The 18,452-nt window shown below is 55.9% G+C and carries 16 protein-coding genes; 2 read left to right on the top strand and 14 right to left on the bottom strand.

What is annotated here, in order from left to right; all coding sequences use genetic code 11:
• Positions 1 to 3 precede the first annotated feature (3 nt).
• The 10 genes from BUB60_RS06530 to BUB60_RS06480 all read right to left on the bottom strand — a co-directional run bounded on the left by BUB60_RS06530 (position 4) and on the right by BUB60_RS06480 (position 9,533).
• On the bottom strand, positions 4 to 948 hold the full coding sequence (locus BUB60_RS06530; RefSeq protein ID WP_084726311.1) for an oligopeptide/dipeptide ABC transporter ATP-binding protein: 945 nt from the start codon (positions 946 to 948) through the stop codon (positions 4 to 6).
• Between the two features lie 13 nt (positions 949 to 961).
• Complete coding sequence (locus BUB60_RS06525) at positions 962 to 1,756, bottom strand: ABC transporter ATP-binding protein (protein ID WP_073076890.1); 795 nt, start codon at positions 1,754 to 1,756, stop codon at positions 962 to 964.
• Positions 1,749 to 2,618, bottom strand: a complete 870-nt coding sequence (locus tag BUB60_RS06520) for an ABC transporter permease (RefSeq protein WP_073076888.1) — start codon at positions 2,616 to 2,618, stop codon at positions 1,749 to 1,751. Before BUB60_RS06520 ends, BUB60_RS06525 begins: the two co-directional genes overlap by 8 nt.
• Positions 2,619 to 2,635: 17 nt before the next feature.
• Positions 2,636 to 3,571, bottom strand: a complete 936-nt coding sequence (gene nikB, locus BUB60_RS06515; RefSeq protein ID WP_073076885.1) for a nickel ABC transporter permease — start codon at positions 3,569 to 3,571, stop codon at positions 2,636 to 2,638.
• 526 nt (positions 3,572 to 4,097) lie between these two features.
• Complete coding sequence (gene sufU / locus BUB60_RS06505) at positions 4,098 to 4,526, bottom strand: Fe-S cluster assembly sulfur transfer protein SufU (RefSeq protein ID WP_073077054.1); 429 nt, start codon at positions 4,524 to 4,526, stop codon at positions 4,098 to 4,100.
• Positions 4,513 to 5,742 (bottom strand): cysteine desulfurase, encoded by a 1,230-nt coding sequence (locus BUB60_RS06500; RefSeq protein WP_073076879.1) that lies wholly within the window; start codon positions 5,740 to 5,742, stop codon positions 4,513 to 4,515. The genes sufU and BUB60_RS06500 overlap by 14 nt, the downstream gene beginning before the upstream one ends.
• Positions 5,739 to 6,842 (bottom strand): SufD family Fe-S cluster assembly protein, encoded by a 1,104-nt coding sequence (locus BUB60_RS06495; RefSeq protein WP_073076876.1) that lies wholly within the window; start codon positions 6,840 to 6,842, stop codon positions 5,739 to 5,741. Before BUB60_RS06495 ends, BUB60_RS06500 begins: the two co-directional genes overlap by 4 nt.
• Before the next feature lie 10 nt (positions 6,843 to 6,852).
• Positions 6,853 to 8,259 (bottom strand): Fe-S cluster assembly protein SufB, encoded by a 1,407-nt coding sequence (gene sufB, locus BUB60_RS06490; RefSeq protein WP_073076874.1) that lies wholly within the window; start codon positions 8,257 to 8,259, stop codon positions 6,853 to 6,855.
• Positions 8,260 to 8,277: 18 nt separating this feature from the next.
• On the bottom strand, positions 8,278 to 9,018 hold the full coding sequence (sufC, locus tag BUB60_RS06485; RefSeq protein WP_073076871.1) for a Fe-S cluster assembly ATPase SufC: 741 nt from the start codon (positions 9,016 to 9,018) through the stop codon (positions 8,278 to 8,280).
• Entirely contained in the window at positions 9,000 to 9,533 is a 534-nt protein-coding gene (locus BUB60_RS06480) for a MarR family winged helix-turn-helix transcriptional regulator (RefSeq protein WP_073076868.1), read from the bottom strand. The genes sufC and BUB60_RS06480 overlap by 19 nt, the downstream gene beginning before the upstream one ends.
• 193 nt (positions 9,534 to 9,726) lie before the next feature.
• Between BUB60_RS06480 and BUB60_RS06475 the strand changes: the two genes are divergently transcribed.
• Positions 9,727 to 10,641 (top strand): alpha/beta hydrolase, encoded by a 915-nt coding sequence (locus tag BUB60_RS06475; RefSeq protein ID WP_073076866.1) that lies wholly within the window; start codon positions 9,727 to 9,729, stop codon positions 10,639 to 10,641.
• Positions 10,642 to 10,813: 172 nt separating this feature from the next.
• Here the strand turns inward: BUB60_RS06475 and BUB60_RS06470 are convergent, their stop codons facing one another.
• The 3 genes from BUB60_RS06470 to BUB60_RS06460 form a co-directional block, all read right to left on the bottom strand.
• Positions 10,814 to 12,565, bottom strand: coding sequence for an ABC transporter ATP-binding protein (locus tag BUB60_RS06470; protein ID WP_200796606.1), 1,752 nt, complete (start codon positions 12,563 to 12,565; stop codon positions 10,814 to 10,816).
• The gene (locus BUB60_RS06465; protein ID WP_073076865.1) at positions 12,562 to 14,373 is read right to left on the bottom strand and encodes an ABC transporter ATP-binding protein; all 1,812 of its coding nucleotides are present in this window, start codon (positions 14,371 to 14,373) and stop codon (positions 12,562 to 12,564) included. Before BUB60_RS06465 ends, BUB60_RS06470 begins: the two co-directional genes overlap by 4 nt.
• A 75-nt stretch (positions 14,374 to 14,448) precedes the next feature.
• Positions 14,449 to 15,039 carry a TetR/AcrR family transcriptional regulator gene (locus BUB60_RS06460; RefSeq protein WP_073076862.1) on the bottom strand — a complete coding sequence of 197 codons (591 nt, stop codon included), beginning with the start codon at positions 15,037 to 15,039 and terminating at the stop codon, positions 14,449 to 14,451.
• Between the two features lie 228 nt (positions 15,040 to 15,267).
• Here BUB60_RS06460 and BUB60_RS06455 point away from each other — a divergent pair, with 228 nt between their 5' ends.
• Complete coding sequence (locus tag BUB60_RS06455) at positions 15,268 to 16,032, top strand: glucose 1-dehydrogenase (protein WP_073076860.1); 765 nt, start codon at positions 15,268 to 15,270, stop codon at positions 16,030 to 16,032.
• Positions 16,033 to 16,174: 142 nt separating this feature from the next.
• Here the strand turns inward: BUB60_RS06455 and BUB60_RS06450 are convergent, their stop codons facing one another.
• Entirely contained in the window at positions 16,175 to 18,196 is a 2,022-nt protein-coding gene (locus BUB60_RS06450) for a hydantoinase/oxoprolinase family protein (protein WP_073076857.1), read from the bottom strand.
• Between the last annotated feature and the right edge of the window lie 256 nt (positions 18,197 to 18,452).

The following is an 18,452-nucleotide window of genomic DNA, read 5'->3' as shown; positions in this document are numbered from 1 at the left end:
TATCTATAGTTCGGGCTGCAGAAGATGGCAGGCCGCATAGTGGCCGTCCTGTATTTCCGCCAGCCCGGGGCTCTCGGACATGCATTGCTTCTGCGCATACAGGCATCTGGACTGGAATACGCATCCCTTTCCCGGAATTTCAAGATTTCCTTCCTCCTTAAATAAAATCTTTTTCTTGCTTTTTACGGCAGGGTCCGCTGTCAGCGCTGCGGCAAGCAGCGCTTTTGTATAGGGATGAAGCGCTTTGCTGTCCGCATGCGGAAGTATTTCCATAATATTTCCGAGATACATCACGACGACCCTGTCGCAAACGGCCTTGACCGCCTCTATGTCGTGAGATATGAACAGATAAGTAAAGCTGTTTTGCTTTTTCAAGTCATAAAGAATTTGCAGAATCTGTTTTTTCAAAGCGTAATCAACGCTGGAGATCGCCTCGTCGCAAACAACGAATTTGGGATTCAAAACGAGCGCGCGCGCGATCCCGACGCGCTGCCGCTGGCCTCCGGAGAGCTCGCTGCTATATCTGCCTAGGTATTCGCCGCCCAGTCCCACTTTCTCCAGCATGGCGGTGATTTTAGTGTCCATGTCGTCGTTTGTTATCCGGCAATAGTTGTTCAGCGGCTCGCCGATGATCTGCCTGACCGTATAAAATGGGTTAAATGCGTTGGAACTGCCTTGAAAAATGATCTGCATGTTGTTCCTGATCTTCCGCATTTCATTAAAGGAATAGTCCGTGATATCCGTGCCTTCAAATGTAATTCTGCCTTTTGTTGGCTTTTCCAGCTTGAGAAGGAGCTTTCCAAGCGTGCTCTTGCCGCACCCGGATTCTCCGACAAGCCCGAGGATTTCACCTTTTCTGATCCCGAGACTGACATCAAATACCGCATAATTTCTCGGCCTGGCATTGCCGTACGCCTTGCAAAGCCCGTTTACTTCAATAATATTCATGGCCTTATCCATTTCAGCGCAGCAGCGCTATCGGTTCCATCAGGAACTTTGTATACGCCTGCTGCGGAGAAGCAAACACATCGCAGACGGGACCGCTTTCAATAACCTTTCCGTCTTTGATGACGTACATATCGTCCGCGGTCTGAGCCACAACACCCAGGTCGTGCGTAATCAAAACGATTGCCATCCCCGCGTCCTTCAGGCGCAGCAGCTCTTCCAGGATAGCGGCCTGTGTCGTCAGGTCAAGGGAAGAAGTCGGCTCATCCGCAATCAACACGCTGGCATTGGTCACGATTCCCATCGCCACCATAACCCGCTGGCACATTCCGCCGCTGAGCTCGAACGGATAGCTTTCGAGAATTTTGTCGGGGTTGCCCAGTCCCACCCGCAGCAGCACATCGCGAAATTCATCCAGCTTGTCCCGCATCCTGAGCTTTTTGTCATGCGTATGTACAGCTTCAAACAAATGGTTCTTGACCTTGAGCACGGGATTCATCGCGCTGGTCGGTTCCTGAAATATCATGGCAATTTCTTTGCCCCTGACGTCCTTCAGCTCTTTCTCGCTCAAGGTTCTGAGGTCTCTTCCGTTTAGCCATACCTGCCCGTCGATAATTCTGCCGGGCTTTTCAACCAGGTTCATGACAGACATCGACAGCATGGATTTCCCGCTGCCGGACCCGCCCACAAGGGCGGTTATCCGCCCTTTGCCGACGTCCAGATCAACGCCGTCCACAGCTTTGACCACGCCGTTTTTCGTATAAAAATACGTCTTTAAGCTTCGTATCTGTAAAACCGGCGTCTCAGACATTTGCGCCACCTGTTTCTTTTACGATCGCCCGTTCCTCCGAACTGGGTATGAGCGCGTCATTCAAGCCTTCTCCGAACAAATTAAAAGCCAGCACGACGACAACAATCATCAGGCCGGGCCAGATGAGCAGCATAGGATACGAGCTGATATACTGCCTGCCGTCGTTAAGCATGACGCCCCAATCCGCCGTCGGCGGCTGTGAGCCGAGGCCGATAAAGGAAAAGCCCGCGATATGCACGATAACAGCGGCTATTCTTAACGTGGCATAGGCAATAATAGGGGACAGCGTATTGGGGAATATATGCTTTAATATGATTGAAATGCGCCGGCTGCCGGCGGCCTCCGCCGCCATGACAAACTCTGTTTCCTTGAGTTTAATGACCGAGCTTCTTACCATCCGGGCAAACGGCGCCCACCACAGAAAGATAAACACAAGCATCAGATTATAGAGACTCGGCCCGAAGATGCCGACTATTGCAAGCGCCAGCAGAGACGAGGGAAAGGTTGAGGCAATATCCGCAAGACGCATGATCATATTGTCGACCGCGCCGCCGATGTAACCGGCGATGATGCCGAGAGGAACGCCGATTGCCAATATCACCAGGGTGACTGTCATGGCGGTATACAGGCTGGTTCTCGTCCCGTATATCAATCTTGACAGTATGCAGCGGCCAAGCTGATCCGTCCCCAGAGGATACCGGGCGGAAGGGCCCAGAAGCTTCACGGCCAGATCTACCTTATAGGGGTCGTGCGGAGATATCCTTTCTGCGAAAATGCCCGCAAAAACTAACAGAAGGATGACTGCGAGCCCTGACATTGCGGCTTTATTATGGAGGAGCTTTCTTAAAATGTTTCTTACCATTTTAATATTTCTCCTTGTCAATCTGATTGAATTCTCGGGTCTATATACATATACAAAATATCTAAAATAAGATTTATTGCGATATAGGTGATGGAAACGATCATGATATAGCCCTGAATGACCGGCAGGTCCTTGACCTTCATGCTGTCAACGGCGAATTTCCCGATGCCGTTCCAGGAAAAAATCGTCTCAGTGGCGATCTGTCCGCTGAGCAGCTTGCCAAAGTTAATTCCTATCAGCGTGACCATCGGAAGCAGCGCGTTCTTAAGCCCGTGCTTGGCAAGAGCCTTTCCTTCGCCCAGGCCGCGGGCTCTTGCCGCCTTCATGTAATCAAATCGCCTTACCTCAATGAGATTGCTTCGGAGAACACGGACATAGGTTGCGCCATAAGCGACGCTGAGTGTAAACGCCGGAAGAAAGATGTTGCTGAGCTTGCTGCCGGAAATCACCGGGACGATCTTCAGGACGACGCCGAATAAGTAAAGCAGCATTAACCCCAGCCAGAAGTCCGGTATGGTGGCGCCGACACTTGACAGTATCCGGATCGTGTGGTCGGCCGTGGAATCCTTATATCTGGCCGATAATAAGGCAAGAGGTATGGAAAAAACCAACGACATGAGTGTCGCTGCCAGCGCAAGCTTGAGTGTCGCGGGGAATCTGGCGAATATTTCTTCCGAGACGGGCTTGTGGGTTTGAAATGAAATTCCGAAATCGAACTGCACGGCTTTTTTAAGCCAATTTATGTATTGCACGGGTAACGGAGCGTTTAACCCAAGCTCCTCGCGGACTGCCGCGAGGTTTTGCTCTGTGGGCTGAACGCCCCTGCTTTGGAGCGTGACCGTGGCCACATCACCCGACGAAACGTTGCTCAGAAAGAAGGCGAGCAGGGTAACAATAAGCAAAATGGGAACGATTTGCACAACTCTTTTGACAATGAGTTTAAAACGTTTCATGTGTTACCTCGTTATAAGATTTTACGATTTTTGCCGCTCTTTATAACGAGCTCAAGGGCTCGACGCGCCTGGGCCGGAGCTTTCAGGCATTTCCCCAAAAAACTGCGCAGGTAGACGGTATCATGTTTGGATATTCCGTACAAGCCTCCCCGGAGGATTTGCGGGGCGCAATTGTCAATGTCAATGATCTTTATCTTGCTCCAGCAGATTTTTTTGACGTCTGAAACAAACACGCAACCCCTGCGGGGGGTTGCAATATCAGGGAAAAATACAAAAAATATAAAGATATCGCATGTATTGTTGAAATTGATATGCTGGGGGGATACATATACGGCAGGGAAGTATCCCCCCAGGGAGCTTGCGCCGACGGATACTTCCAGCTAAAGTGTAAATGATCTGTTAAACGTTTATCCAATGTTCATCCAATCGCTTATCTCCAATAAAGAAAATATCAAAAGTACCGACCTGAGTTGTGACAGATCGGTACTTTTGGTGTATATGGAGGTATTTTTTCTGCGCCGGAGCCTTACAGCTTTTTCAGCGCCTCTTCCAGCGTGTGCCAGGGGAGCGTCGCGCATTTGACCCGCGCGGGCATGTTTGAGATGTTTTGAAGCGCCACCCCGTCCTGGAGCTCCTCCAGTTCATTTTCATCGGTCACGTCCTTGCGGATCATCCCGAGGAACAGTGCCGCCAGCCGGTTGGCCTCCCCGGTGGGCTTGCCCTCGATGAGGCCCGCCATGATGGCGGCGGAGGCCTGCGATATGGCGCAGCCGCTCCCCAAAATCGCGGCCTTTTCGATGACCCCGCCGTTTACCTCGAGTTCCAGGCTGATGTCGTCCCCGCAGCTGGGGTTGACGCCCCGCTCCGTGACGTCCGGATGCTCCAGCGGATGCCGGTGCTTCTGCGACCGGCCATATTCGGTGATCACCTCGGTATACAAATCACTCAAGTCCATAGCCCAGCCACCTCCTGACGCCTTTGAGGCTCTCGGCCAGCCGGTCGATATCCTCGTTTGAATTGTACAGATAGACGCTTGCGCGGCAGGTGGCCTGCACGCCCAGGTGGCACATAAAAGGATGGGCGCAGTGGTGGCCTGAGCGGACGGCGATCCTGTCGGCGTTGAGTATCGTGGCCACGTCGTGAGGATGCGCGCCCTCCAGGGTGAACGAGACCACGCCGATCCGGTCCTGAAGCTCATCGGGCCCCACGATTTTCAGCTGCGGCACGCCGCGCAGCCTGTCGAGCATATAGGCCGTGAGCGCCCGCTCGTGCTCCCGGATGCTCTCCATACCCACGCTGTTCAGATAATCGATGGCGGCGGAAAGCCCCACGGCGCCGCCCACGTTCTGCGTGCCGCCTTCGAATTTCTGCGGAACGGGGGCGAAGGTGGACGTCTGCTCCTCGACGTATTCAATCATATCGCCGCCGTATAAAAACGGGGGCATTGCCTCAAGCAGCTTCTCTTTCCCGTAAAGGACGCCCACGCCCATCGGCCCCAGCATCTTGTGGGCTGAAAGCGCATAGAAATCCGCGCCCAAAGCGGCCACGTCCACCGCCATGTGGGGGGCGCTCTGCGTGCCGTCCACAACGGCCACCGCGCCGACCTGATGCGCCCGATCGATGATGGCCTCGATCGGATTGACAACGCCGGTCACATTGGAGGCGTGCGCCGCGGCAACGAGCTTCGTTTTGCCGGTGATCTTTTTTTCGATTTCCCCGGGGAGGATGCGGCCGGATTCGTCCGTATACAAATAGGTGAGAAAGGCCCCTCTGGCCCGCGCCACGATCTGCCAGGGCACCAGATTGCTGTGGTGCTCGGAGATGGCCAGCACGATCTCATCGCCGGGGTTCAGGAAGGACATCCCGTAGCTCTGGGCGACCAGGTTGAGCGACTCGGTGGCGCTTTTGGTAAAGACGATCTCTGCCGCTTTTGGGGCGCCGAGAAAGGCGCGCACCTTTTCCCGGGCGGACTCCAGCGCCTTCGTCGCCGCCTCGCTCAGGTCATAGGCCCCCCGGTGAGGATTGGCATTGGAGGTTTGGTAGTATGCCGTTACCGCGTCCAGCACGGCCTGCGGCTTCTGCGTCGTGGCGGCGTTGTCGAGATAGGCAATGCGCCGGCCCTTTTCGTCCGGCTGGAGCAATAACGGAAAATCATGCAGATACTTGTTCAAGCCTTCGCGCCTCCCTTCCCGATGGACCGGCGCACCGCGCCGAGTATTTCGTTCCGGACGGATGCTTCGGGTATCTTTTCGACGATGGAGGAAACGGCGGCCTGCGCCAGCAGCTTTTTTGCCTCCAACTCGCCTAATCCGCGGCTCATCAGATAGAACAGGACCTTTTCGTCCGGCCGCCCCGAGGACGCCGCGTGCTCGCCTTCAACATTGTCTTCTCCGCACAGCAGCAGCGGGACCGAAATGTTGCGCACATCGCGCCCGAGCATCAGAACGTTCTCCTCCTCGCGCCCCTTGGAGCCGGACGCGCCGCTTTTAAAATCCAGCGTGTCGCGGAATATCTTTTTGCTCCGATCCATCAGGATGCCCTTGGCATAGATACCGGAGACCGTCTTCCGGCCCCGGTGCTCCGCGCGATAGCTCATATCAAGGGACCGCTCGCCATCGCCCAGATAGACCACGTCCAATTCAGCGTTGGCGCCGTCTCCTTCGAGGATGAGATTGCAGCTTGAGAGCGGCCGGGCCGCGCCCAGCTCCGCGAGGATCACGTCCAGCCGCGCGCCGGCCTGCGCCACGCCGCCGACGGCGTCCGTATGGGCGGCATCATTGGGGAGCATTTGCAGCTTCACCAGCTGCACCCTGGCGTTCCGGCGGACAATGACGCGCGTCCTGCCAAAGTGCTGGACCCGCGTGCCGTCGTCGGAGGTGTATTTCAGGATAACGACGGCGCTGGCGTCCTCCTCCGCTTCTATGACGACGTCGTCCACGAGAACCGGGCTCTCCATGCCCAAATGCAGTGTGAGGACGATCGGCTCCCGCTCCGCGTAGCCCTTGGGAATCCGGATAAGATGCCGCCGGTTCGTGTTCTCTTCTATAAACACCCGCAGCCCCTCGGGGACGAAGGGCCCCGTCAGGTCCTCGCCGAATGCCGTCCTGTCATAGCTTTGTTTTATGATAATCTGCCCGGACGCGCGGATATCCGCGCCGCCCGCGAGGGAGACGTCGTCCGGCTCGCGCAGGACAAGCCCGGCGTCGTTCACGCGGGGCCGGCTCCAGGTGCGCACGGGCATTCTGCCCAGCATTGTTTCAAATTGACTCATATCGTGCCTCCTAACCGATCGTGCCTTCCAGCTCCAGACTGATGAGCCTGTTCATCTCGACCGCGTATTCCAGCGGGAGCTCCTTGGCGATGGGCTCCACGAACCCGCGGACGATCATCGCCTTGGCCTCCTCCTCCGAAAGCCCCCTGGTCATGAGGTAGAAAACGGCCGCGTCGCTGATGCGCCCGATTCTGGCCTCGTGCCCGATATCCGCCTCGTCGCTGCGAATATCCATGACCGGTATCGTGTCCGAGCGGGACTTGCTGTCCATCATCAGGGACTCGCACACCGCGGAGGACTTTGCCCCCGTGGCCTCCGGCAGGATGCTGACGGCGCTGCGGTAGACGGCGATTCCGCCATCCTTGGAGATAGAGCGCGAGCTGATGGTGGAGGAGGTGTTTGGCGCCAGGTGCACCACCTTGGCGCCCGTGTCCAGATTCTGCCCGGCCCCGGCAAAGGTGATGCCCGTGAATGTGGACCGGGCGCCCTCGCCCTTTAAAATGCTGGAGGGATAAAGCATGGTCGTGTGAGAGCCGAAGGTCCCGGAAATCCACTCGATGGTGCCGTTCTTCTCCACAAGCGCGCGCTTGGTGTTCAGGTTCATCATGTTTTTCGACCAGTTTTCGATGGTCGAATACCGCAGCGTGGCGCCTTCCCGGACATACAGCTCCACACAGCCGGCGTGCAGGTTCAAAACATTATATTTCGGCGCGGAGCAGCCCTCGATGAAGTGGACGTTAGCGCCCTTTTCAACGACGATCAGCGTATGCTCGAACTGCCCGGCCCCGGGCGCGTTGAGCCGGAAATAGGATTGCAGCGGGATGTCAAGGCGCACACCCTCCGGGACGTAGACAAAGGAGCCGCCCGACCATACGGCACCATGCAGCGCCACAAACTTGTGGTCCTCCGGCGGCACGAGCTTCATGAAGAGCTCCTTTACCGTGTCCTCGTGCTCCCGCACGGCCGTCTCCATGTCGGTGTAGACCACGCCCTGGCTTGAAAGCTCCCGCCGGATATTGTGATAGACCACCTCTGAGTCGTACTGCGCGCCCACGCCCGCCAGAGACTCCCGCTCTGCCTGGGGGATACCCAGCCGCTCAAACGTGTTCTTGATATATCCGGGCACGTCGTTCCAATCGCTCTTCATCTCCGTGTTGGGCCGCACATAGGTAACGATCTCATCCATGTCGAGCTCGCCGAGCGGCGGCCCCCAGGCGGGCATCGGCGTCCTGTTGTAGACCTCCAGCGACCTGAGCCGGCGCTCCAGCATCCAGGCCGGCTCGTTTTTCATTGCGGATATTTCCGCGACGATATCGGCGGTGAGGCCCTTGCCCGTTTTATAGCCGCTTTTGTCCGAATCCCGGAAGTCGAAGCGCGCCCTGTCGATATCGGCGACTCTCGTTTTTTGATTTTTCATTATCGTTTTCACCCCGTATTACCCAAGGACCGAAGCGAAGCCGTCCCGGTTGATTTTTTCGATCACGGACGCGTCGGAGGTTTTGACGATGCGCCCGTCCGCCATGATATGGACATAATCCACGGGGAGCTTTTGCAGAATCCTCGTGATATGTGTGATGATGACAATCGCGTTTTCCTCGTTTTTGTGGCGGTGTATACTCTCGGAGATCGTCTTGACCGCGTCGATATCGAGCCCCGAATCCGTTTCGTCCAGGATCGCCAGCTTCGGGTTCAGCACCGCCATCTGCAGGATTTCGTTCTTCTTTTTCTCTCCGCCCGAGAACCCCACGTTCAGGTATCTGGACGCATAGGAGGCATCCATCCCCAGCTCCTCCATCCTGGCCCGGAGTTCCTTTCGGAAGGGGAGGAGCTTCACGTCTTCTCCGGTGTACGCCGACTTCGCCGCGCGCAGGAAGTTCTCCACTGTGATCCCGGGAATCTCCTCCGGGGCCTGAAAGGAAAGGAACATGCCCCGCCTCGCGCGGGCGTCCGGTTTTTCTTCCGTGATGTCCGCGCCCTCAAAAAAGACGCGCCCTTCGTCCACGCTGTAGCGCGGGTCGCCCATCACGACGTTTGCCAGCGTGGATTTTCCCGCGCCGTTGGGGCCCATGAGCACGTGGACCTCTCCCGCGTTTATTTCAAGCTCGGCCCCGTTCAATATGCGCCGCCCGTCGACGGACGCGCACAGGTTCCTTACACTCAGTAGATTCTTTGGCATTTTTCGCACCTCTTTATTGCTGACTGTTGAGAATATCCGGCCTTGCCCGCGGCATGCTTGATCGAGCAATGCTCGTGAACGGCGGCGCAGCTGGCCATTGCGTCAAACAGTCCGATAATTTTTTCGACATTGTCGTCGTCTAATGTGTCAATATAGCCCTCGATGGCGGATTTTATTTTCCCGTAATGCTCGTCATAGCCCCGGCAGGCCGTTTCGCCGCCGGCCGTCAGCCTGTAATACACTTCCTTTTTGTTCCCTGTGATCCGATATGGTTCCAGATACCCCTTGTCCTCGAGCTTTTTGGCAAGCTGTGCCACCGCGCCGTTTGTGATGCCCAGGTATTGCGACACCTCGCTGGCCTTGGCGTTCTCGTTGTGCTGCACGCACCTTAGCAGGTTGATGTCCGAATAGGTCAGCTTGTGTTCCGTCCCGTAGCTTCTGGCAATTTTCGAATCGCAGATCATGATGTTCAGGGCCTGATACAGCTTTTTTACCAAGCTCTCTTTTTTAGTCATTCATGCCTCACCCAGGAATATTTTATAGCAGCTAAACAAAAAAGTCAATATTATTTAGCTACTAAAAAATATTGACTTTACAATAATCCCGGCACGGCATAGAATATTCCGCAGGCGCTGGAAAATATAAACGCCGTCGCAGACAATATTTTGATAGAGTTGTTTTGCTCAACAGGAAAGGGGGCCTCGTTACATGGCAAGCTTTTTATATGCCGCTTGCAATGCGGGATTGCATGTATTCCAGATGAAGTGGCTTTTGGGAAAAGAGGGCACAGCTTTTGACAAGATGGTCAGAAACTTCGGAAAGCGTCAAAATGTCAAAAGTCCCGCTCGGAAGCTGAGAAAAAAATATGAATATCAAGAGAAAATACTCGGAGGGCAGCCATGCTATATTGTCAGGGCTAAAAATAATATGGCGGGAAAAGCAGTATTATTGTTTTTCGGTGGCGGTTACTTCATGCCGCCCGACCAAGGGGATTTTTCGTTGGCGGGGGAAATTGCGGAACGTACAGGGGCGGAGGTTTATTTACCGATATATCCTTTAGCGCCTAAATATAAGCTAAAAGACACTGTAAAAAGCGTGACCGATGTCTATCAGGAAATATTGCTGCATTACGAGCCTCATAAGATCGTGTTTATGGGGAATTCTTCGGGGGCCGCTTTTTGTTTGACGTTGTGTTTGTATATTCGCCATGAGAAGTTATCCGTACCGTTCCCGGCTAGATTGATTATGCTGTCCCCGGGATTACAGATGCCTCCAAATGAGGCCCAAACCGAGAGAATGAGACGGCAGGGGAAAAAGGACACGATGATCCCGGTAATGTTCTGCAAAAACATCCATCGGGTTCTCGTGGATGAGGACAGCGCTTATCTGCTGCGTGCATTTGACGCCTCTTGGAACGGGTTGCCTGAAATGGATGTATATTTTGGCGGCTGCGAGCTGTTTTATGCCTATATCCCGGATGTGGAACAAGCGGCAGGGGAAGGGAGGGCCAGAGTACATATTCATATCGGAGAAAATATGATGCACTGCTGGCCGATGCTGGGCTTTACCAGAGAGGGTAAGCAAACGCGACAAGATATCTATGAAATAATCCGCTCCGTCTGATTTGCGAATTTCAATATAGAGATAATGGATATATGGAAGCGACCTCCCGTCCTCTTGAAAAGAAGCGGCGGGAGGTTGCGTTATATTATTAAACATACCTGAGAAAAAAGGCGTCCATAGTGCGCTTTATGCCGGCGAAGCGTGCCGTGGGCGCCCTCATTTTCTTATCCGCTTATACCATGCGCCAGTTCCCGGCCCTTTGCTGCTCCAGCCACAGCTTTTGGTAGATGCCTTCCTGTTCTATCAGCTCTTCATGCCGACCGGCTTGCGCGATGCGGCCGCTGTCCAGCACGATGATCTGGTCGGCGTTGCTGACGGACTGCAGCCGGTGCGCGATCACGATGACCGTTTTGTCCTCCGCCAGCGCGCTGATGGCCTGCTGGATGAGCACCTCGTTTTCCGGGTCGAGGGAGGCCGTCGCCTCATCGAGCAATACAATGGGCGCGTTTTTCAGCAGCGCCCTTGCAATGGAAATCCGCTGCTTTTCGCCGCCGGAAAGGGTGGAACCGCCCTCGCCGACGATGGTAGCATAGCCGTCGGGCAGGGCCGAGATGAAGTCGTGGCATGCCGCCGTCCTTGCGGCCGCGACGATCTCCTCCGTCGTGGCGTCCGGCTTCCCCATGCGGATATTCGCTTCGATGGTATCATGGAACAGGTACACATCCTGAAATACCATGCTGATCCTGGACAGCAGCTCGTCGGTTTTCATCTCCTTCAGCGGCACGCCGCCCAGAGTGATCTCTCCCTGAGTGGCGTCCCAGAACCGCGCGACCAGCCGGGTGATGGTCGATTTGCCTGAGCCGGAGGGGCCGACCAGCGCCGTGAGGCTTTTGGCGGGGATACGCAGCGAAATATTGCTCAGGACCTCCTTGTCGCCGTAGCTGAAGGAAACGTTTTTAAACGCGATCTCCGTCCCGTCGGGCTGTTCGCCGGCTTCAGGCTCCCGGAGCGGCTGCTCGCGGTTCAGCTCGTCAATCCGCTGGGCGGAGCGGTTGGTGCGGGCATAATCCGCGATAAAGGCAAACACCGTCATCACCGGCTCGTAGATGTTGAGGGAAAGTAGCAGAAAAGCAAGGTAGTAGAAGGGCGGCAGTGCCCCTCGCGTCAGCAGCAGCGCGCCGCACAGCATCACCACGCCGATGCCGCAGCTCAGGACAAAGCGCCCGAGCATGCCGATAGGGGCCGCCGCCAGCTCCATACCCACCGAGTGCTTGCGCTGATCGTCGAAGGAGCGTCTCAGCGTTTCAAAATGCTCTCCCGACTGGTTAAAGGCCCTGAGCGTCTGAATACCCCCCACATATTCCAGAATACCGGACGCGGCCTGCTGCTGGGCCGCAAGAAGCGCGCCGCTGACCTTGCCCATGCGCCGGTAGCTGACGAAGGCAAAGGGCAGCGACAGCGGAATTACTGAAATGACCGCCAGCATCATGCGCCAATCGAAGGCGGAGAGCACAATAAAGGAGAGTGCGAGCCGCACCAGAATAACGGAAATCTGCGGGATCAGGCTGGACGCCAGATTTTCCACCTCGGTATAGTCCCGCAGCAGGACCGTGGAGAGGTCGCCGGCGTCCCGCCGGCTGTAAAAGCCCATGGACAGTTTTCGCAAATGCTCGCCCATGGAAATGCGGGCGTTTTTGCTTGTCTGGGCAAACCCCACGCAAATGTTGATATAGGTGCGCCTGCGAATAAAGAAATACACGACGGTCTGCCCCAGAAGCACGCCGCACAGAATCCAGAGGCGGCTGAGCGGAAGCGGGGCGGCGGGCGCCGCAAGGGGAATCAGGAGCAGATAAATAGCCGCGAGCATGACCCCGTACGGCAGGGCCATCACGAAGCTGTCTAAAAAGTTCCAAAGAAAAAGACGCACGTATTTTTTCGTCTCTCCGAACGTGACGAGCCGGAACCATTTTTTGAATTTCCTCATACCGTTACCGCGCCTTTCCGGATCGTCCAGCGGTCACGCCGTTCGTTGGCGTCCACCATGTCGCTGTACAGACCGAATCCGGCCAGCAGCGTCTCATGGGTGCCGGCGCCAAGCAACTGGCCCTGCTTCAGCACGAGTATCTGATTGGCATTTTGGATGGAGCGGATGCGGTGGGCGATCACAAGCACGGTTTTATTTGCGGCAAGCCGGGCGAAGGCCTGCTGTATTTTGCTCTCATTTTCCGCGTCGGCGTATGCGGTCGCTTCGTCCAGAATTACAATGGGGGTGTTCTTCAGGAAAATGCGCGCAATGGCAATGCGCTGCCTCTCGCCCCCGGAAAGATAGGCGTCTGCCTCGCCGATCACTGTGTCATAGCCCTTTGGGAGCGCCACGATCACGTCATGGATGTTGGCCCCCATGGCCGCCTGCACCACCGCCTCACGGGGAGCCTCTTTATTGCCCATGCGGATATTATTTTCCACCGTGTCATGGAACAGAAAGGAATCCTGGAAGACGTACGATACGAGGGTGGTCAGCTTTTCGGGCGGGATATCGCGGATATCCACCCCGCCGATTTTGATGCGGCCCTCCTGCGGCTCATAGAACCGCAGCAAAAGCTGCGCCACAGTGGATTTGCCCCCGCCAGAGGGTCCCACCAGTCCGTTGATGCTGCCCTGGTCGAGCTTCAGGCTCAGGTTCTTTACCGCCTGCGTATCGTCCGCGCCGTAGGAAAAGGAGACGTTTTCAAAGACGACGTCATAGGCCGAGGGGGCGGCGTCGCCCGTCGTTTCCAACTCCGGCTGGCGCAGTATCCGGTCGATGCGCGCCACGCCCTCGGAAATCCGTTTGCTGTGCAGCACCATGCTCATCATATTTTCCATAGGCTCCTTGAGGCCGCCGCCCACAAGGAAGAACAGCAGCAGAACGGGCAGAAAGTCCGCATAGGAGGCGGCCCTCGGGGCAATCAGCAGGCCCGCCGGAATGAGGAACAGCAGCTGCGCGCCGAAAAAGGCATAGTACGCGCCCATTTTGGCCTCAAAATGATAGGCCGTACGCTCAACGCTCTTCACGTAATCCGATATGCTGTCCTCAAAACGCCGAAAGGCGCTGAGAGTGCGGTTGAATATCTTGACCACGGGCATCCCATGGATATATTCCACAATGGTGCCCTCCATCCGCTCTTTCGTGTCATGCATATCGATCTGCGTCTGTGCGCCCTTCGGATTTTTCAGGCCGCTGCCCAGAATAAACAGGGAGATAAAGATGGGGATCAGCGTCACGAGCGCCAGACGCCAGTCCATGATGAACAGGTAAAGCAGCGTGAACAGCGGGGTGGCGATCGCGGCGGCGATGTCCGCGATATGATGGGCCACGAACACCTCGATCTGCTCCACGTCGTCCGAAATCACCTTTTTGACCGCGCCCTGAGTGGTGCCGGTGAAAAAGCCCGACGGGATGCGCCCGAGCTTGTTCATGATATGTATCCGCAGCGCATAGATGACGTCATAGGCCGCGCCGTGGGCCAGAGCAGAGGATATGAACGCGCACACACCGTAGACGAGCGCCGCGCCGAAGGTGACCGCCACAAGCGTATAGACCCGCCCGGCGTCAATCTCCAAGGGCGTCACATAGTGTACAAGCAGTTCCTGCACCACACCGTAAATAGTGAAAAACATCGCCATCCTTGCCGCGGACGACAGCACCGAAAGCACACACGCGGCGATCAGCTTTTTCTTTTTCGTCCCGGCGAGCTCCAGCAGACGCGCCACGCCGGTTTTTGCTTTTGCAGATTTGGTTCTTTGCTTCATGATTGCTCCTTTCCTGAAATCGGTTTGCTTCCATTTGTTAGAATAGCCTAACTATTGCGCAATAAAAAACGCCCTTTATCCGCTCTTTTCAAAAATACAGGAAAATACCAGCTCGTAGATTTTTTCGAGCGTCTTTTCCAGGGCGTCCTGATGGAGTTCATCCTTCCCCATCATCGCAAGCGCCATGATTTTGATCAGGTTGGCGACCACCCGGTAGTCGATATCGGCCCGTACGCCGTCCATATGGGTAAACAGGGTATCCATAACCCCTGTCTCAACCTCCGCATTGACCCCGCATGACGGCAGCGCGGCTTTGAGCTTGTTCTCGTCCTCAGTGGTGAGATAGCGGTAAATGCTGTCCCGGCTGAAAATAATATTTTTCAAAAAACCCTTGGCTTCGTTAACGGACATTTTCTCGCGGCCGTCCAGAATATCGATAAAGAGCTGTTTGGCCCTGTCCCGCTGATACCGGATGATTTCATATACAAACGCTTCCTTGGACGGGAAGAAGTTATAAAAGGTACTTTTTCCAAGTCCCACGGCTTTTGTGATCTTTTCAACGGAGGCGTGCGTCATTCCGTGCCGCTTGATCAGCGAAAAGCCTTCTTCCAGCATCCGGATTTTTGTATTCTCCCTTTCTTCCAAGTCAAAGATTTTAGGAGACATGGATACCACCTCGCAGCGACCATTTGATAAAATTTAAGCGACTGTTATATGATAATGGTCGCGTAAATCTTAACATAGCGGCCAGCCGTTGTCAATCCGAAATATTCCGGATTTTGCGGCCCGTTTACAGAACCTTAAATTACTATTAGTGAGTATTGATTAAAGCGGTATTTCAAATTAGAATTTAAGTATCGGATTGATGCCATACTTAAACGAAGGAGTGATATTATGAGACTGGAAAACAAAGCGGCTGTTGTGACAGGCGCAAGCTCGGGCATGGGGCGCGCCATCGCGGCGCTGTACGCGGCGCAGGGGGCCAAGGTCCTGGCAGTGGCCCGGCGGACCGACCGTTTGGAGGCGCTGGCGAAAGAAGCCGAGGGCTATCCCGGCCGGATTTCCCCGTTTGCCGGGGACATGCTGGTCAAAGAACAAGCGGAGGGAATCATAGCGGAAGCTGTCAAACAGTTTGGCAGGCTCGATATCCTGGTCAATAATGCCGGGATCATGGACGATTTCAGCCCTGTTGGAGAATTCAGCGATGATATTTACGAAAAGGTCATGAAATTAAACCTTGAAGCGCCTTTTTATTCCATGAGAGCGGCGATCAAAGAATTTGAGAAGCAGGGAAGCGGCGTTATCGTCAACATCGCTTCGGTCGGCGGCCTTTTCGGAGGCCGGGCGGGTGCTGTCTATACCGCTTCAAAGCACGGCCTGGTGGGCCTGACAAAAAACACGGCGTTCCACTATGGCGGTAAAAATATCAGGTGCAACGCCATATGCCCCGGGTCCATCACAACCGAGGTCGGCAGCGGTGAATTCATGCAGAAAATCAACATGGATGCGATGAACAGGATGATGAAAGGGACGGGCCTTATCAATCGCCCCGGAGAACCGGACGAAATTGCGCAGGCCGCGCTCTTTCTTGCTTCGGACGATTCGTCCTATATCAACGGGCAGGCAATCGCCGTTGACGGCGGCTGGACAGCTTACTGATGAAACCCGCCTGACGGCTACCTCCTCCAGAAAAAACGGCTGCGGCAACTTCAAGTTGCCGCAGCCGTTTTCAATTGAGCGAACGCCCGCCGGTTCCGGCGATGCCCGCTTTAGTGTCTGCCGCACCTTGCTGCTCCGGCGCTTATCCGAGGCGTACCGTTACCTCGGATAGGGCCGCACAGCCCAGGTCGACCCTGGTACCCCACTTGCTCAGGGTGGAGTGCCTTTCGACAGACGTGGTCACGGCGAGCTCCCCCAGAGCGCCCCGCGCCCGGGCCTCCTTCAAGGCAGCCTCCTCGGACGCGGCCTTTGCCGCGTCAAGCGCCTCGTCGAGACTGTCAAACCGACTGCTCCCCGACGGCGCGTGTACGACGTAATATGTTTCGCCCTGCGACGACAGGGCCTTGGAAATCTCCACTTTTGTGACGGCGTTAATATCCGCCTTCAAAGCGCCGAGCGCATTGGCAACCTCCGCGTTTTCCGGAAGGATATATTCTGTCCCCAAAGCCTTTGCCACGGCCGGCAGAAAGACATGTGTCGGCGCCCCGATTCCAACGAGCGCCGCCTTCGTCCCAAGGTCGTAACGGAAGAGCCCGCCCGCTTCCGTATCGCGTTTTGCCCAGCCTTGCCTGATAAGGAATTCTGTTTGCAGATCAAGGCCCTGCGCAAACTGCGCCGGGTGCTGCTGCGCGATGAGGATGCGAAGAAGATTGACATACAAATGCTCCCCCACCAGGCCGTAGACCTCTTCCGCGAGGGCGCGGAGGTCCTCCGGGGAATCCTCCCGCCCAAGCCTGCGCAGCAGGAACCGCGCGGCCAGCGCCGACGCCTCCCCGTCGTATTCGGTGTAGTCCCCCTTGATATGCATGAAGTCCGTGGGTGTGAGACCGCAGCGCATGACGATGCCTTCCGCTTCAAGCCTTTCGCTGTTGAGGTGGTAGAGATCGACGACTCCTGCCGCCTTGAGGTCGCTCAGGATGCGGGGGCCTTTTCGGAGGGCCTCTATGAGCGCGCGTTCATCCTTGTCGTAGCGCCCTGGCTCGGCAGGCTCCCGGACAAGATAAAAGAATTCATGAATCGGAAACTGTGACGGGGGGTTTTTGTCCAAAAGCGCCAGAAGCATCGCCTTGATTTCCGGCCAGCGCCGTGCCGCCGAGCAAATCGGCATGACCCGGCGGGGGAAGAGCTGCGGTATGTCGTTTTTCATACGCACCGCGCTGTCGCCGCCGAGGGCGAAGGTGTCGACAAAGACGCCCTTCACGTGCGTCCGCCAGCCGCCGATTTGTATTCCGCTGTCCGCCATGACGGGCCGCTGGCCGCGGACGACCGAAACATCCGTCGTTGTACCGCCCATATCAATAATCAGATAATCCTTCTCACCGGCGAAGCTGCGTCCGGCCAGGACGCTTGCCGCGGGACCGGACAAAATTGTCTCCACGGGCCGGGAAAGCGAGAGCTTTGCGGACATCAGGCTGCCGTCGCTCCGCACGACCATAACGGGCGCCCTGCATTGCCGGGCCGAAAAATCCGAAAGCGCCGCTTCTATAAACTCGCGCACGATCGGGAGCAGCCGCGCGTTAAGGAGCGCGGTCGCGCCGCGGGTGAGGACGTTGATTTCGCTCGTCAGATCACTGGCGCTCACAAAGGGTAGCCCGTAGCGCTCCTCCAGCAGAAGCTTTGCGTGCTTTTCACAGGGGGCGCCGTTGTTCATGGAGTAGAGCTCCGCCGCGGCGAGGGCGTCGGCGTCCGCCAGCCAATCCCCAAGCTCCGAGAAGAGGATGTCCCAGTCCGGCTCATCTATGATCAGCCCGTCGGCGCTCCCGTGTGTGTCGACGCCCCGGACGTTGTCGCTTTTAAGCCCGTAGATGGCCTCGGCGTTGAATCGCCTGATATTTTCATCCGTGAGGCCAAAGATCAGCAGCTTTGCTCTGCAGCCTTTGTTTTCAACGCACGCGTTCGTCGCCAGCGTCGTGGAAAGCGAGACGAGCGACGCCTCCCGGATAAGCTCCGGCGGAAGCATATCAAGCGCCTGGCCGATTCCGATGGAAAGGTTCTCCCGCGTCGTCAGTGCCTTTCCCTTCGCCAGGACACGCTCCGAATCAAAATCGTATGCGACGGCGTCCGTACAAGTGCCGCCGGTGTCAATTCCTATACCAATCTTCATTTGCGCTTCTCCTTGCCTTTTCTTAACAAAGCTATTTTATTTTATCTCAGCATCATAATCAACAACTTTTACATGCGGCGGGGAGCGCGCTTGAACGAGGCCAGCCTTAAAGCGCATGTCTTTCATATATTCTTTCCTCTCTGTCATGTGATTTTACATATTTCTATTGTAATAAGCATAACCTGACCCGGCGTTGTCAGGTTATATCCCGTACAATCGGAATATGATAGCTGTCATACTTCAATATCACGGGAGG

Origin of the sequence: Sporobacter termitidis DSM 10068, assembly GCF_900130065.1 — a bacterium.
Classification (GTDB): domain Bacteria; phylum Bacillota; class Clostridia; order Oscillospirales; family Oscillospiraceae; genus Sporobacter; species Sporobacter termitidis.
The sequence above is the reverse complement of the archived record's forward strand: the minus strand, read 5'-3'. Positions and strand labels throughout refer to the sequence as shown.

Coding starts and splice junctions, on each gene's coding strand:
- BUB60_RS06530 (WP_084726311.1), bottom strand. CDS start 948: ATGAATATTATTGAAGTAAACGGGCTTTGCAAGGCGTACGGCAATGCC.
- BUB60_RS06525 (WP_073076890.1), bottom strand. CDS start 1,756: ATGTCTGAGACGCCGGTTTTACAGATACGAAGCTTAAAGACGTATTTT.
- BUB60_RS06520 (WP_073076888.1), bottom strand. CDS start 2,618: ATGGTAAGAAACATTTTAAGAAAGCTCCTCCATAATAAAGCCGCAATG.
- nikB (WP_073076885.1), bottom strand. CDS start 3,571: ATGAAACGTTTTAAACTCATTGTCAAAAGAGTTGTGCAAATCGTTCCC.
- sufU (WP_073077054.1), bottom strand. CDS start 4,526: ATGGACTTGAGTGATTTGTATACCGAGGTGATCACCGAATATGGCCGG.
- BUB60_RS06495 (WP_073076876.1), bottom strand. CDS start 6,842: ATGAGTCAATTTGAAACAATGCTGGGCAGAATGCCCGTGCGCACCTGG.
- sufB (WP_073076874.1), bottom strand. CDS start 8,259: ATGAAAAATCAAAAAACGAGAGTCGCCGATATCGACAGGGCGCGCTTC.
- sufC (WP_073076871.1), bottom strand. CDS start 9,018: ATGCCAAAGAATCTACTGAGTGTAAGGAACCTGTGCGCGTCCGTCGAC.
- BUB60_RS06480 (WP_073076868.1), bottom strand. CDS start 9,533: ATGACTAAAAAAGAGAGCTTGGTAAAAAAGCTGTATCAGGCCCTGAAC.
- BUB60_RS06475 (WP_073076866.1), top strand. CDS start 9,727: ATGGCAAGCTTTTTATATGCCGCTTGCAATGCGGGATTGCATGTATTC.
- BUB60_RS06470 (WP_200796606.1), bottom strand. CDS start 12,565: ATGAGGAAATTCAAAAAATGGTTCCGGCTCGTCACGTTCGGAGAGACG.
- BUB60_RS06465 (WP_073076865.1), bottom strand. CDS start 14,373: ATGAAGCAAAGAACCAAATCTGCAAAAGCAAAAACCGGCGTGGCGCGT.
- BUB60_RS06460 (WP_073076862.1), bottom strand. CDS start 15,039: ATGTCTCCTAAAATCTTTGACTTGGAAGAAAGGGAGAATACAAAAATC.
- BUB60_RS06455 (WP_073076860.1), top strand. CDS start 15,268: ATGAGACTGGAAAACAAAGCGGCTGTTGTGACAGGCGCAAGCTCGGGC.
- BUB60_RS06450 (WP_073076857.1), bottom strand. CDS start 18,196: ATGAAGATTGGTATAGGAATTGACACCGGCGGCACTTGTACGGACGCC.